At 50.6% G+C, this 13,476-nt stretch carries 15 protein-coding genes; 3 read left to right on the plus strand and 12 right to left on the minus strand.

What is annotated here, in order from left to right; translation table 11 throughout:
* Positions 1-49: 49 nt before the first annotated feature.
* Together rlmD and B5D20_RS08650 are read right to left on the minus strand one after the other, a co-directional pair.
* Entirely contained in the window at positions 50-1,399 is a 1,350-nt protein-coding gene (gene rlmD / locus B5D20_RS08645; RefSeq protein ID WP_078665838.1) for a 23S rRNA (uracil(1939)-C(5))-methyltransferase RlmD, read from the minus strand.
* 1 nt (position 1,400) lies between these two features.
* The gene (locus B5D20_RS08650; RefSeq protein ID WP_159071970.1) at positions 1,401-2,111 is read right to left on the minus strand and encodes an acylneuraminate cytidylyltransferase family protein; all 711 of its coding nucleotides are present in this window, start codon (positions 2,109-2,111) and stop codon (positions 1,401-1,403) included.
* 66 nt (positions 2,112-2,177) lie between these two features.
* Here B5D20_RS08650 and B5D20_RS08655 point away from each other — a divergent pair, with 66 nt between their 5' ends.
* Positions 2,178-3,515 (plus strand): CoA-disulfide reductase, encoded by a 1,338-nt coding sequence (locus B5D20_RS08655; protein ID WP_078665840.1) that lies wholly within the window; start codon positions 2,178-2,180, stop codon positions 3,513-3,515.
* 155 nt (positions 3,516-3,670) lie between these two features.
* Here the strand turns inward: B5D20_RS08655 and B5D20_RS08660 are convergent, their stop codons facing one another.
* From B5D20_RS08660 to B5D20_RS08700, 9 genes are all read right to left on the minus strand, one after another.
* Positions 3,671-4,081, minus strand: a complete 411-nt coding sequence (locus tag B5D20_RS08660; RefSeq protein ID WP_078665841.1) for a hypothetical protein — start codon at positions 4,079-4,081, stop codon at positions 3,671-3,673.
* Positions 4,082-4,343: 262 nt separating this feature from the next.
* On the minus strand, positions 4,344-4,976 hold the full coding sequence (locus B5D20_RS08665) for a DNA repair protein RecN (protein WP_078665842.1): 633 nt from the start codon (positions 4,974-4,976) through the stop codon (positions 4,344-4,346).
* Position 4,977: 1 nt separating this feature from the next.
* Positions 4,978-5,220 carry a hypothetical protein gene (locus B5D20_RS08670; RefSeq protein WP_078665843.1) on the minus strand — a complete coding sequence of 81 codons (243 nt, stop codon included), beginning with the start codon at positions 5,218-5,220 and terminating at the stop codon, positions 4,978-4,980.
* Positions 5,221-6,546 carry an AAA family ATPase gene (locus tag B5D20_RS08675; RefSeq protein ID WP_078665844.1) on the minus strand — a complete coding sequence of 442 codons (1,326 nt, stop codon included), beginning with the start codon at positions 6,544-6,546 and terminating at the stop codon, positions 5,221-5,223.
* Positions 6,543-7,523 (minus strand): metallophosphoesterase family protein, encoded by a 981-nt coding sequence (locus B5D20_RS08680; protein WP_078665845.1) that lies wholly within the window; start codon positions 7,521-7,523, stop codon positions 6,543-6,545. Before B5D20_RS08680 ends, B5D20_RS08675 begins: the two co-directional genes overlap by 4 nt.
* Positions 7,520-9,364 (minus strand): ATP-binding protein, encoded by a 1,845-nt coding sequence (locus B5D20_RS08685; RefSeq protein ID WP_159071971.1) that lies wholly within the window; start codon positions 9,362-9,364, stop codon positions 7,520-7,522. Before B5D20_RS08685 ends, B5D20_RS08680 begins: the two co-directional genes overlap by 4 nt.
* Positions 9,365-9,368: 4 nt before the next feature.
* Positions 9,369-10,322 carry a DNA double-strand break repair nuclease NurA gene (locus B5D20_RS08690; protein ID WP_078665847.1) on the minus strand — a complete coding sequence of 318 codons (954 nt, stop codon included), beginning with the start codon at positions 10,320-10,322 and terminating at the stop codon, positions 9,369-9,371.
* An 81-nt stretch (positions 10,323-10,403) separates the two neighbouring features.
* Complete coding sequence (locus B5D20_RS08695; protein ID WP_078665848.1) at positions 10,404-10,826, minus strand: rhodanese-like domain-containing protein; 423 nt, start codon at positions 10,824-10,826, stop codon at positions 10,404-10,406.
* Between the two features lie 15 nt (positions 10,827-10,841).
* Entirely contained in the window at positions 10,842-11,045 is a 204-nt protein-coding gene (locus B5D20_RS08700) for a hypothetical protein (protein WP_078665849.1), read from the minus strand.
* Between the two features lie 250 nt (positions 11,046-11,295).
* Here B5D20_RS08700 and B5D20_RS08705 point away from each other — a divergent pair, with 250 nt between their 5' ends.
* Complete coding sequence (locus B5D20_RS08705; RefSeq protein WP_159071972.1) at positions 11,296-11,922, plus strand: DUF47 domain-containing protein; 627 nt, start codon at positions 11,296-11,298, stop codon at positions 11,920-11,922.
* Positions 11,915-12,907: an inorganic phosphate transporter gene (locus B5D20_RS08710; protein ID WP_078665851.1), complete on the plus strand. Its 993-nt coding sequence runs from the start codon at positions 11,915-11,917 to the stop codon at positions 12,905-12,907. Before B5D20_RS08705 ends, B5D20_RS08710 begins: the two co-directional genes overlap by 8 nt.
* On the opposite strand, the gene B5D20_RS08715 is transcribed toward B5D20_RS08710, so the two are convergent.
* Complete coding sequence (locus B5D20_RS08715; protein WP_078665852.1) at positions 12,896-13,366, minus strand: peroxiredoxin; 471 nt, start codon at positions 13,364-13,366, stop codon at positions 12,896-12,898. The two genes, B5D20_RS08710 and B5D20_RS08715, sit on opposite strands and share 12 nt — an antisense overlap.
* Between the last annotated feature and the right edge of the window lie 110 nt (positions 13,367-13,476).

The raw sequence follows: 13,476 nt of genomic DNA on the forward strand, positions 1-13,476 counted from the left end.
ACCGTATTCTCATTTATGATGATAAAATAAAAATAGAGTGGAGCTTCATCTAGCTCCACTTCTTCCTTTTTAGGCAACAACAACACTCCACATGTGCAGTATGAGGAAACATATCCACTGGTTGGACCCACTTCGGTTCATAACCCAGTTCCTGTAATCGGGCCAAATCCCGGGCCAGGGTAGCCACATCACAGGCTACATAAACAATTCTTTCCGGTTTCATACCCGCCATGGCTTGTAGAGCAGGAAGCTCCACCCCGGCTCGTGGGGGGTCCACCACAATCACCTGGGCCCGGTAACCTTCCCGCTCCCATTCCGGTAAAATCTTCTCTGCCAATCCCACTCTAAAACTGGCATTGGTTATCCTGTTAATGGTCGCATTCACCCGGGCGGCAGCAATGGCTTCAGCCACTACCTCTACTCCGCGAACCTCGGCAGCCTGCCGGGCCATTAGCAGAGCAATAGATCCCACACCGCAATAAGCATCAATAACTTTTTCTCCTCCGCTGAGAGCTGCTGCCCCGGCTGCCTGCTGATAAAGGACCTCTGTCTGCCGTGGGTTTACCTGCAGGAAAGCTGCCAGGGAAACCTGAAATTTTAAACCCAGTATCTCTTCCTCAATAAAGCCAGGTCCTGCCAGTGTTTGGTTTTCTCTGCCTAATATCTCGCGCGTTTTTTGCTGATTAATGTTCCAAACAACAGTAGTGACACCCTCCTCCCCTAGTAATTTGGAGGCCAGTTCCATTAATCTTCGCTTCAAGCTAACCTCAGGAACAGTTACCAGGCCCACCATAACCTGCCCTGTAACTGTTTGCCGTAAAATAATATGTCTCAGCTGCCCGGTATGGTTACGCCAATCATAAGGCAGGATATTAATCTCATTCAGGAGATGCTCTATTTTATTCTTAAGCTGATTTAGTCGGAGTGGTAATAGCAGACAGTAATCAATGGGAATTATTTGCTGGCCCCCGCGCTGGAAAAAACCCAGCCTTAACCTGCGATTTACTTTAGTTACATGCCAGACAACCTTATTGCGATACTGCCAGGGCTCTACCATGCCCAGTACTGACCTGACCTCAACTTTTCCCAGATCTAATTTACCAATCCGTTTCAGGGTATTCTGTACCAGTTCTCTTTTTACTGCCAGCTGAGCTGAATAAGCCAGTTGCTGCAACTGACAACCCCCGCACTGTTCAAAGTAAGGGCAATGGGGCTGGCAGCGTTCAGCCGATGGTACATGAAGATTTATTATGCGAGCCCGGGCCCAGCTCTTTTTTTCTTCTGTTACTTCAATTTCTACTTCCTCTCCTGGCAGGGCTCCTGGTACAAAATAAACCTTGCCTGCCAGGCGTCCTACTCCTTCGCCTTGATGGTTAATATCAGTAATAATCAGTTTCATTTTATCCTCCTGACTTAGACATGCCTTTAAAAATACCTCTATGCTCCCAAATTTTTTCTGCCAGGAAAAAGTCCAGGGCTGTATCAATGTCGATAGACTTCCAATCCTCCATTATGTATGCCCCTATCCGAACCGGACTTTTTCCTCGACGGATAAATTCACTGCGATAAATATAGATTGCTCCATTGGGACGAAAAGCCGGGGCTAAATCCTGACTGCGCAATGAGCCCTGGTAATCAAAAAAAGGCTTTACTTCCCCGGTAACAGCAATGGTTTTGTACCAGTAGGGATGGATATTTGAGGGACAGAGGCTTATTACCAGGTCCCATTGTCCTTTTCGCATTTCCTGTAATGCCAGGCTGATATCCTCTGATTCCCTTAAAGGGGAGGTTGGCTGCAATAAAACTATGTACTCGGGAAAAAAACGTTCCTGCTCAACGAACTCAAGCGCATGTTTAACCACTTCCAAAGAACTGGCTTCATCTGTTGCCAGCTGAGGCGGCCTGATAAATGGCACCTCTGCCCCCCAGGCCCTCGCAACAGCAGCTATTTCTTCATCTTCCGTAGAAACAATTAACCGGCTAATTTCCTTACAAGCCAGGCCGGCACAAATAGTATGGGCTATCAATGGTTTATCGCCAAACTTTTTTATATTTTTCCCGGGTAAACGTTTAGAGCCTCCTCGCGCTGGAATTAATCCGAGAACAGTCAATTTTTTCACCTGCTTTTATAAAAAAATTGTTATAATAAAAGTAAAATCTCCCAAGGAGGGGATATGATGAAAAAACGGATCGTCATTTTAGGTGGTGTAGCCGCTGGTATGAGCGCAGCGGCAAAAGCACGGCGTACCGATTCTGATGCTATTATTGAAGTGTACACCAGCGAAGAATTTATTTCATACGGTGCCTGTGGACTCCCTTACTTTCTCTCAGGGGTTATCCCTTCTTACGAAAAACTGATCGCCCGTACCCCGCCCTTCTTTGCCCAGCAAAATATCCAGGTTTTTTTGAACCATAAGGGCCTGGCGATAAACTCACAGGAACTAACCTTACAGGTTCTCGATCATGAATCTAACCTGGAAAAAAAAGTATCCTTCGATGCTCTCGTCATCGCTACCGGTGCCCGTCCTATTATCCCCCCGCTCCCTGGCATTAAAGCAGCCAATATTTTTACATTGAAAACTATCCCTGATGCTCTGCGCATCAAAGATTATATTCGGCGCTTTCAGCCCAGGAATGCAGTGATCGTCGGGGGAGGCTATATCGGGTTAGAGGTAGCAGAAGCCTTTATTCAGCTGGGGTTGAAAACCACCATCATTGAACTGGCTCCCCAGGTTGCTCCCAATCTGGATGCCGACCTGGCTCAACTAATCGAACAAGAGCTTTTACAACATGGTGTTGAAGTCAAAACCGGCCATAAGGTTCTAGCTTTCGAAGGAGAGGAAAGAGTAACCAGAGTAATTACCGACCAGGGCCCTCTACCCGCTGATTTGGTCCTCCTAGCCATTGGCGTGACCCCTAACTCAGAAATTGCCGAAACGGCCGGAATTAAGCTTGGCCCTAAGCAGGCTATCCTCACTGATAACCAGCAGCGTACTAATTTACCTTATATTTTTGCGGCCGGAGACTGTGCCACTGTTTATCATCGCCTCTATCAAGGACCAGCTTACATACCATTAGGTACTACCGCTAATAAACAGGGCCGGGTAGCTGGCAACAACGCGGCTGGCGGACAACTGCAATTCGACGGTGTACTGGGGACAGGCATTGCCAAAATCCTCAACCTGGAAGTAGCCCGTACCGGTCTTTCCACCCGCGAAGCTACTCAGCTCAACTTAAATTTTAACACAACTGTAATTAAATCGCGAACAAGGGCTGCCTACTACCCGGAATCAACCCCGATTACCATTAAATTGCTCTGGCAAGAGGAAAACAGGCGTCTTATAGGGGGACAAATTGTCGGAGGCCCTGGCTCAGGTAAAAGAATCGATGTTATTGCTACAGCTATCAGTGCCGGTATGTCCGTTGATGAATTCCGGCAGCTGGATTTAGCCTATGCCCCGCCTTTTGCCCCGGTCTGGGACCCCCTTTTAATCGCCGCTAATCAAGCTGATTAAGCGAGAGAGGCGATGAAGTAAACAATAACTTCATCGCCTGTTTTTTACATCAAGGCTTGTCTTAATTTTTTCCACCTTAGCTCATTTTCTGTTCTAATCAGTTCAACCAGAATGAGGTTTAAAACCGCCTCCATAAAAATCCCCCCTCATAGTCATTATACTACTGAACCTGGTTTCCTGTCAGGCTGAGCTAAACCCGATAAATCTTTATGTCTGAGCTTGTTCTCAAGTTTCTCCAGCTTAAGTCCCTGTCTAGCACAGATGCAAAGCAGAGCCCGAAAATTTTCATCCATCTGGATGATACTTTGCTGAACTTCGGTCATTTTATTGATGATATTCTCTTCAACAGTGTCCAGCTGTTCCTGTAAATCCATGCCCCGGTCTTCCAGGTCCATGATTCTTTCATCCAAATAATACAGGCGATCCTCCACATCATCTAGCCGTTCCTCCACCAGATCAAACCGGGTTTCCAACCGTTCCAGTCGTTTTGCCAGCATGGCTTCCAGCTCATTTATCCTGGATACCATCATAGCCTGTTCACTTTTTGGTTCTTCTGTAATTACCATAACCCTTCCCCCTTAGAGAAAATTTGTTTGCATAACCATCTTAACAGAACGTAAGTTCTGAAATCAACCAAAAACTTTCGTCAAATTGTTGTATAAAAAGACACAGACAGGGAAAGATAAAGCAAACTAATGGGAAAGGGTGACACAAATATGGCGAAAAGGGAAAAGAAAAAGCCGGCCAAAGAAAAACCCACTGCCGTAAATCAACGTCAGCGGGTAGAAAAAGCAGAAGCACAAGCTCATCGCCCTGAAATCTAAGTAATTACAATTCTCTTACCCGGGAAACTCCCTGTTGCATTTCCACCAGAAAAGCTTTATCTCCACTCTGAGCCAGATGCTGATTATGGGTGACCAGGATTACCTGCCGCCCAAAGTTCTGGCTCAATTGTTTTAAAAACGTAGCTACTTGCAGGCTATATTCTTCCGAAACATGCTTGCCCGGTTCATCCAGGAGCAAGGGCCCTTCCAGTCCACATGCTTCCAGCAAAGCAATGCGCAGAGCTAAAGATACTACGTCCACCACTCCTCCGCCCCGCGCCTCCTGGGGCCGGGTTTCCACCCGATAACCCCCTTCATAGGTAGAGGTCAGGTAAAATTCAGCGCTGGGCTGCTTGTGTTTTTCCTCGATCTCCACCCGGAACTGGGTATCCCCACCGAAAATAAATTGCAGGGCATTGGTCACCAGGGATTCAATCTGCTGGCGGGCCTGTTCCCGGGCAAATTCCGCCACCTCCTGCAGCAAAAGGCGGGCTTGCGTGGCATCATCCAGAGCCACCACCGTTTGAGCCAGTTCTTCTTTAACTTCCTGAAGCTGGCGCTCCAGCATCCTGTATTCCGCCTGCCGGCTCTGGCAATAGCTCTCCCACTCCTTTAATCCTTGCCGCCAGTCGGACATTTTAACCCCGCCCTTTCAACAGCTCCCAGGGGATTTTGCTTTCAATTTCCCGGGTCAAAGCCGCAATTTCCTCCTGCAGTTCCGCTAAGCGCGCCGGAGCTGCTTCGGGAGTTAAACCCAGTTCCGCAAAGCGGGTTTTTAGCTCTTCCTGTCTTTTTTCCAGCTCGGCTTTGCGCCCCAGAGCCATTTGTCGTAAACTCTGACATTTATCAATGGCTTCCTTTAGTTTCTTTAAATCCTCCATTTAAATAACCTCCTTCTCCCGACTCAGTTCAGCGGCAATGCTTTCCATAACTGCCTCTGGCAAGGGCTGTAAACAGGTGGGGCAGCTGCCCAGTTTCTTTAGATTCGCAACATATTCTCCCACCAGACTCTGTATTTTTTCCTGTTGCTGTTTCAGCTCAGCCAGCAGGGTTTGTTCCTGTCGAACCAGCTCCTGCCAGTGGGTGAGTAATTCCTCCAGCAATCGGGCCCGCTCCTGTTTTTGTTGCAACTCTGACCATAGAGCCCGGGCCTCCTCTACCTGGCTGAGGGGACGCAATTCCCCTTCCAGGCGGCCCAGAGCTCCCTGCAGGCGTTGCCATTCCTCCCAGACCCGATGCAATTCCTGGTACTGACTTTGCAAGTTAATTCCCTGATCCCAGAGGGATAAGAGCTGACCGGTTTTAGCTGTTGACTGCAGGATCTTTTCCTGTCCGGCCAGTTCCTGCCGCAATCTTTCCCATTCCCGTTGCAAGAGACTTACTCGCTGGTATTCCTCCGCCTTCTTTTCTGCTTCTACCAGCAGAGGCTTAGCATCTATCCCGGCGCTAATCTGCTCAATATAGGTACGCCCGGTAGCCAGGCGCTGTTCTACATCCTGCCATTCTGTTATTAATTGTTCCAGATAGGTTCTGTCTTTTTCCATTTCATCCAAACGGGAAGCCTGAATCTGAGTCTCCTGCAACCGGGCCAGCAGGTCCGGTAAATGGGAGTAACTCTGTAATTGCTCTTCCAGCCGCTCTTTTTCCTCCCCCAGACGCCGTTCCGTTTGCTGCAGGCGGTTGACATCTGAAACCAGACTGCGCTGAGCCGCATCCAGCAAATGTACTCCGGAGAGCCGGCCAATGGCTTTGGCCCGCAACTGCCCTATGCCACTGCCTTCCAGCAGGAAGGGGCCTTCCAATTGCTGGCCCAGATGCAAATACAGGCAGGTATTTTCATCTATTTGCAGGGGCTCAACCCCGGACAATTGCCGCACTTCAACCGGAACCTCCTGCCCGAAGCCTTCCAGAATCACCGGCTCTTCTCCTGTTTTTTCGATAATATAGCGGTTGCGTCTCAGGCTACGTTCCCGGGTGACCCGGCTGCCATCTGACCAGATTAAGGTTACTCTGGCCTCCTGGGTCCCGACCCGGATAAAATCAGTGCCCCTGGGCTCATTAAACAATACCCAGCGGATAGCCCGCATAATAGCAGATTTTCCCTGGTCAGAAGGCCCAACGATAACATTCAGTTCCGGGCTGAGCTCCAGACGGGTATACTGGTGGGACTGAAAATTTTCGATCATCACTTCCCGTAAATATCTCATTCCACCGCCCCCAATCGCTCTTGTGCCTCCGCCAGTTTAGCCAGGGCCAAATGGCGTACTCTTTCCGGTATGCCATCCCGGCGGGCGATTTCCTCAACAATTTCCTGCAAGCCATAGGCCTTGACCTGGCCTGCCTGCCGCACTTCGCTGACAAAAGCGGCCAGTTTGGCTTCCCGTACCGCTTGGGCCTCTGCTTTGCTGCGGTCCAGCACCTCGCTACCGGGTCGGGCAGTCTGCAGGGGAATTTTGCGGTAAGTGGGAGCACCACCACTGAAATCCAGCAAAAGCACCTGAGGCTGCCGCTCCATTTCCCGGGGGTGATTGCTGAGACGGACCAGAGAGCCGGGATTGAGGAACCATTTGCCCTCCGCTTGCATATCCTTTATTCCCAGATGATTATGGCCACAGAGGGTGAAATCCGCTTCTGTGCTGGTGATCTGGTCCACCAGGGTATGGGCCATCCCTTCAATCCAGCGCTTCTCCAGCAACATACCATGGACCAGGTGCACAGCCACATCGCATTCTTCTTTAGTGACACAATAGTCCAGCCGGGGATCCCGCCGGTCCAGGTCCACGTGATAACCGGTACCGGTCAGCTGTAAACGGATCCCCTTATCCTGCAAATAGACCCGTTCACCAGGGGCCAGCAGTCGCACCAGCCCCAGCCGGGCCGCCAGGCCCAGCATGGTTCGATCCAGGGTGGCCAGGTTGTGACCGAAAAGATCGTGATTGCCGGCAATGCCATAGAACGGGACCCGTAATTGCTGGAATACCGCCAGGAATTCCCCGGCTACCCCTAAGGCCGGACTGGGCAGGTCAAAGAGGTCCCCACCATGGAGGACCGCACTGACTCCCAGGTCATGGGCCAGTTCCACCACTTCCTTTAACTTGGCCAAAAGGGTCTGAGGAAAATTATCCAGGCGGTTAACGGGACTGGTGCCCCGGATATGGGTATCGGTTAAAAACAGCAGTTTCATGGCATCACCTCATATTTTTTGCCAAAAGGTGTTGAGATTTCCCGACAACGTCCCTGACAGGCCAGATCGGCCAGAGCCGCCTTCACTTCCTCGATTGTGACTGCTCTGCCCAGCCTTTGCCCGATTTCCGGCAAATAGGACAACAGGCTGGCTTCATTTAGTGGTAAAAGTCCCAGTAAAATCTCACTCATTTTATCTTCCTCACTGGCAAAGTCCCGGCTGAGCTCAGTAAATGGGTTATGGCTATGGGGACTGCAAGTTTTGGCTGCCCGAATGCGCACCAGCAGGGAGCGCCCGTAAATTGCCGATGAGACAAAACAGGTCCCAGACGGTAAATAGGGTAACCGGCGGGTTTCTTCCCGGGATAGGTCTGATTCCCGCTGAATCAGGTCAATATCCTGGGAGCGGGTAGTCCGGAATATGAATTTGGTATTGAGCTGGGCATTAATGGTTTCATCCAGCAACGCCGGCCGCTGGGTAGCCAGAATCAGAAACACTCCGTATTTCCGTCCCTCCTGGGCGATTTCCTTGAGAATGGAGCGAGCCGGGGCAGGAATCACCGGTGAAACCGGGGCAAAATTATGAGCCTCATCAGCCACGATAACAAAAGGCGGGAAAGGCTCTCCCGACCGCTCTCCCCGTTGCAGGGAATCCCTGTATTGCCGCCGTTTATCATAGAATTTTTTCAGCACATAAGCTGCAAAAATGTTCAGGGTAGTAACGGTGCCGCGGATTATTACCAGTTTGCGTTTGATAAGCTCCTCCTCTACCGGACGGATATCCCGGTGAAAGATACCGGTCTGTTCCAGACGGTTGAGCCGCCATTGAATACCGGCCAGAGTGCCCGGCCCGCTGATTCGGTCCTTGTATTCCTCCAGCAGCTCCTGAGCCTGGCGCACTTTCTCCGGGGTAAAGAGATCAGGGCTTTTCCTGAGTTTGCTCTCATTCTCCAGGGCCCAGCGCAGTTCTTCCAGGCGGGTTTTAAAGGTCTGAAGGCTATCCCGCCTCTGGTGCAAAGTGATGACGGCATTTTCCATAGCCTCACTTAAACTGCCTCCGGCGGCTGCCAGCAGATTGGCTACTTCAGCCCCATTCAATTCACTGAAATTAACCCCTACTTCCTGGCCGATGGCAAAGAGTACAGCACGACGAGTCCATTCCCGCTGTAATCCTGGTGGCCAGCCTGCTACCTGTTGTTCAAAACTCATTTCCCAGTGCGGGTCTAGCACGATGGTGGGAATCCCCTGCTGCATCAGCTCTTCCAGCACCACCCGGGTACCAAAGGACTTACCCGAACCAGAGCCCCCGAAAATCCCTAAATGGGGATACTGGTTCATGGCCTGGTAATTGAAAATAAAGGGCACCCCTTCCTGAGCCTGTAAACCCTCGCCATTCCACAGGGGCGCTATCTCTCGCAAACCCGCTGGCAACTCCTGTCCCAGTTCCTCCGTTCCAGCGATTACCCCCAGGGTCAGCCCCGTATCCGGGCCGGTTTTTAACAACAGGGGTGCAACTTCCTCAAATCGGGGCAAGCGTACTGGTGCAGCAAAAGCCACCGGCCAGCGAGCCTCGGTAAGCAGCCGTACCCGGGCCAGATGCACTACTTCCCGGCGTGGATCCAGCCCAATGGTCAATAGATTGGACAACAGCTGCCGATCCAGCACCGCCCCTTCTCCTTTGCTTCCCGATAAGAGGGGATGGTGGGACTGGCACTCCACCACCTCACCGGTTAACAGACCCAGCTGTGGGTCCTCAATAATCAACAGCTCATTGGTGCGAAAAGGTCGGGTCTGATCCAGTACCCAGACCTCCTGAGGGGTAGTTGTTCCGATTACCTGCACCCTTTTACCTCCTCTCCCGCATGGAGCGCAAAAATTTTTCCCGAACCTGTAAATCCAGGACATAGTCCAGCAAAGCATCAGTTTGTTGTCGGGTTAATTTCACCTTTTGATCGATTAGATCCAGCAACCAGGGAATGCCCCGGCCACCAGCAGGACAAAGGGAAATTACGAGAGCCGCTGCCAGCTGGGCCTTATTTTTCTGTTCAGCCAGCAAATCCAGGGCAATGGCCTGCGGATAGGTACCCGGGCGCAAAAAAACCGTATAATAGCGGTCTTTTACAGCCAAGGGACGATAGGGCAACAGCAGTTCTCCTTCCTGCAGCAAGTCATAGAGAATCTCCCGGTCATAAGCCCTTTGCCAGAGAGGGGGGGCCTTTTCCCCCAGTTCCTGGGCAATGGCATTGGTCCCTACTTCCTCGATTACACCTATCAGTAAAATATTCTCCTCCAGACAAAAGGAATAGAGCTGCTGCCAGCCTTCTGCCCAGGCTTGCTCCAGCCGTAAAAAACCGCCATCCAGCATGATGGCTCGGGGTTTTTGATGAAAGATGAGTTCCAGCAAGGTTTCCAGCTCCAGTTGGGCCAGATGCCGGTCCCGCAGGCGACTAAATGCCAGTTCCTGGCTCAAACCTTTTTCCCTTACCAGCTGCCTGACTTCTTCTTCCCCCTCAGCCAGGAGGGGGGTTATTACCCGCTGTTTCAGTTGTTCCCCGCCCTGGCTGGCCAGAGCCAGAGCCTGTAATAAAGCCAGCTGGTAAGGATAGTTGGCCCCAATAGTTTGCTGGGAGCCATCTATCCCTACTACCTGCCAGCCCTGCCAGGGCTTGTCCTGGAAAACTGGAATGGGTTTGAATTCACCAAAGCTATCAGCCAGCAGCTGGCGGCCTGCGGCCCGGTCAGGTGTCTTTTGCATACGCCTGAGCAGCTCCTGATTGAGTTCCAGCAAGTCCTCCCACATAAATAAACCTCCAAATGCAAAAACCTCCACCTGTGTATCATTGTAACACAAGCAGAGGTTTTAAGAAATTACCTAATCCTGTTATTTCACCACTTCTCCCGGCCAGGCCATCATGCCTCCTGCCAGGTTTTTGACCCGGGTGAAGCCCTGTTCCCCCAGATACTGGGCCACCTGGGCACTGCGGCTGCCAGAAGCGCAAACCACTACGATAGTCTGGTTTTTGTCCAGTTCCCCCAGTTTACCAGGGATTTCCCCCATGGGAATGAGGCGAGCCTCTTTAATATGCCCGGCTTCATACTCAAAGGGTTCCCGCACATCGATAACCGTTACCTTTTCGCCTTTAGCCAGCATGGCCTGCAATTCTTCACCACTGATGTCCTGATAAGTAGCCTGGGCCTGCTGCTGGGTTGCTGTTTCTCCCCCGGATTGGGTAGTTTCCTGTTTAGCACAGCCGGTAACGATCAGAAGACCACTCAGCAGAGTGATTAGCAACCATTTTTTCATCTTCCTTCTCCCCCTTTAGTTAAACCATCCCAGGAACCAGCCCCGTTTGGTGTAGATAAACATCGTCAGCACCAGAACAGTAGATGTCCAGAGTATAACCTGATTGCTTTTTTTGTGATTTTTGGTTCCCATCCAGTGGGCAAAGCCCAGCAGAACTATGGTAATACCGTAAAATATATTGCTATATTTCGATACCGAACCAACAGCGGCAAAGCCCAATCCCCCCAGACCGAGGGCGGCAAAAACTGCCGGACCCAGTCAGGCGATACAGGCCAGAAAGCCGGTGATAACTGCTCCAAGACTGGCCAGTTTCTCCCGCATGTTTTTGCACCTACTTTCTCTTGCATTCGCTACCAATTAGTATAGCATACTGCCCCCGGGTAAGCAACTGTTATTTTGTCGAGTCTTGTTGACGCAGCAGATGGGGACAGTTACAATCTTTATTAGTACAGTTAAAGGAGGCCCCGAGATGTTTAGTATAAAACCAAAAAATGATATTTTCTACCGCTTGTTAGGTGAGCTGGCCCAGTGCCTGGAAGAAGCTGCCCGTCATTTTCGCGCCATCATGCAAGAACAGCAACACTCTGAGCAGCTAATGCGGCAGCTGGATCAAGTTGAAGAAAAAAGCGATCAGATTGCCAAAGAATTAAAGAAAGAAATCAATCGTACTTTTATTACTCCCATCGACCGGGATGAGCTTTTCCGGCTCACCCAGGGGTTAGAGCACGTGGTCGATTACCTGCACGGCACCTGCGTAAAACTGGGACTCTATAAAGTGGAACAGACTACCCGGACCGGTCAGGAGCTGGCCGGGGTTGCCTTTGAAGCCAGTCTGGCTCTAGCCAAAGCCATAAAGCTCTTGCCGGAACTGACTTCCCGGCCGGAAGCAATCCAGAAGCTCTGTCAGACTATCAATGAGCTGGAAAGCCAGGGAGATAATATCTACCGCACCGGCCTGGCCCAGCTTTTTGCCCTGGATTGCAGTCCGTTGGAAATCATCAAGTGGAAAGACCTGTATGAATATATGGAAGAAATGCTGGACTTCTGTGATGATATGGCAGATTTATTAGAGGGAGTAGTGCTAAAATATGCTTAGTCTCACCGCTTTGGTCATTATCGTTGTTATCCTTGCTTTGTTGTTTGACTACTTAAATGGCTTCCATGATACCGCCAATGCTGTTGCCACTTCCATTGCCACCCGGGCCCTCAGCCCCCGGCAGGCAATTCTCCTGGCTGCCGCTTTTGATTTTCTAGGAGCGGTAACCCATACCGCTGTGGCAGCTACCATCGGAAAAGGAATTGTGGACCCAGCAGCCATAACCCAGACGGTTTTAATCGGCGCCCTCTCAGCTGCTATTTTCTGGAACCTGTTTACCTGGTACTATGGCATTCCCAGCAGTTCTTCCCATGCCCTCATCGGCGGCCTGGTAGGAGCTGCCGCTGCCCAGCACGGTTTTGCGCTCATCAAGTGGACAGGCCTGAGTAAAATCATCCTGTCCCTGATCTTATCCCCTATTCTGGGTCTGGTGGTGGGCTATCTGGTAATGGTGGGTTTTTTCTGGCTCTTCCGCTTTTCTCATCCCCATCAGACCAATAATGTTTTTCGTCGCTTACAGATCCTTTCAGCAGCGCTTACTGCCTATTCCCATGGCTCCAATGATGCCCAGAAGTCCATGGGCCTGATCACTATGGCTCTCGTCAGCGCCGGTATGATTGATACTTTTCATGTTCCCTTCTGGGTAGTAGTTGCCTGCGCCAGTGCCCTGGCCCTGGGTACCGCTACAGGGGGGAAAAAAATAATCCGCACCATGGGCGGGCGGATTTTTAAAATTGAACCCATAAATGGTTTTGCCTCGGATATTAGCTCTTCCCTGGTAATATTGCTGGCATCCCGCTTTGGCCTACCCGTCAGCACTACTCATGTAGTCGCTTCCGCACTCATGGGAGTGGGCACAGCCAAAAACTTTCGCGGGGTAAAATGGGGGGTGGCCCGACAGATTATTACCGCCTGGTTTCTCACTTTGCCAGCTACCAGCCTGATCGGAGCCGGGGTCTATCTAGCCCTGGAATTATTGCTCTGATAGCTCCCTGGCTGCGGCCAGGACAGCTTCGGCATGGCCGGCTACCTTGACTTTGCGCCAGATCTGTCGGATAACACCATCGGCATCGATCAGGAAAGTGGATCTTTCAATCCCCATGCTTTTCTTGCCATACATATTCTTTTCTTTTAATACCTCATACAACTGACATACTTCCCCGTTACTATCACTGAGCAGAGGAAACTTCAGACCCAGTTTGGCCGCAAATTTCTCATGACTGGCTATGGAATCCCGGCTTACTCCGAGAATAACGGTATTGATGGCAGCAAACTGCTCCATTCGGTCATTAAAATCGACCGCTTCATTGGTTCAACCAGGAGTATTGTCTTTAGGATAAAAATAAAGAACAACCTTTTTGCCAGCTAATTGGGATAAAGTGATTTCCTGTCCCCCGGTAGCGGGCAGGGTAAAATCAGGGGCCTTGAAGCCGATCTCTACCATATTCTCAACCTCCTCTGCTACTTATTTTCCCCATTGGAGCAGGATTTCCTGTTTTGTTGTCGAAAAAAATTTTTTAGAAAAACTTCTTAGGTCCCCCCCAAAAATGATTG

Source organism: Carboxydocella sporoproducens DSM 16521, from assembly GCF_900167165.1.
Lineage (GTDB): Bacteria > Bacillota.

Excerpts from the sequence above, each read along its gene's own strand:
- B5D20_RS08710 (WP_078665851.1), top strand. The coding sequence starts at position 11,915 with ATGCTTAGTCTCACCGCTTTGGTCATTATCGTTGTTATCCTTGCTTTG.
- B5D20_RS08665 (WP_078665842.1), bottom strand. The coding sequence starts at position 4,976 with ATGTCCGACTGGCGGCAAGGATTAAAGGAGTGGGAGAGCTATTGCCAG.
- B5D20_RS08705 (WP_159071972.1), top strand. The coding sequence starts at position 11,296 with ATGTTTAGTATAAAACCAAAAAATGATATTTTCTACCGCTTGTTAGGT.
- B5D20_RS08690 (WP_078665847.1), bottom strand. The coding sequence starts at position 10,322 with ATGTGGGAGGACTTGCTGGAACTCAATCAGGAGCTGCTCAGGCGTATG.
- B5D20_RS08670 (WP_078665843.1), bottom strand. The coding sequence starts at position 5,220 with ATGGAGGATTTAAAGAAACTAAAGGAAGCCATTGATAAATGTCAGAGT.
- B5D20_RS08660 (WP_078665841.1), bottom strand. The coding sequence starts at position 4,081 with ATGGTAATTACAGAAGAACCAAAAAGTGAACAGGCTATGATGGTATCC.
- B5D20_RS08655 (WP_078665840.1), top strand. The coding sequence starts at position 2,178 with ATGAAAAAACGGATCGTCATTTTAGGTGGTGTAGCCGCTGGTATGAGC.
- B5D20_RS08695 (WP_078665848.1), bottom strand. The coding sequence starts at position 10,826 with ATGAAAAAATGGTTGCTAATCACTCTGCTGAGTGGTCTTCTGATCGTT.
- B5D20_RS08680 (WP_078665845.1), bottom strand. The coding sequence starts at position 7,523 with ATGAAACTGCTGTTTTTAACCGATACCCATATCCGGGGCACCAGTCCC.
- rlmD (WP_078665838.1), bottom strand. The coding sequence starts at position 1,399 with ATGAAACTGATTATTACTGATATTAACCATCAAGGCGAAGGAGTAGGA.
- B5D20_RS08675 (WP_078665844.1), bottom strand. The coding sequence starts at position 6,546 with ATGAGATATTTACGGGAAGTGATGATCGAAAATTTTCAGTCCCACCAG.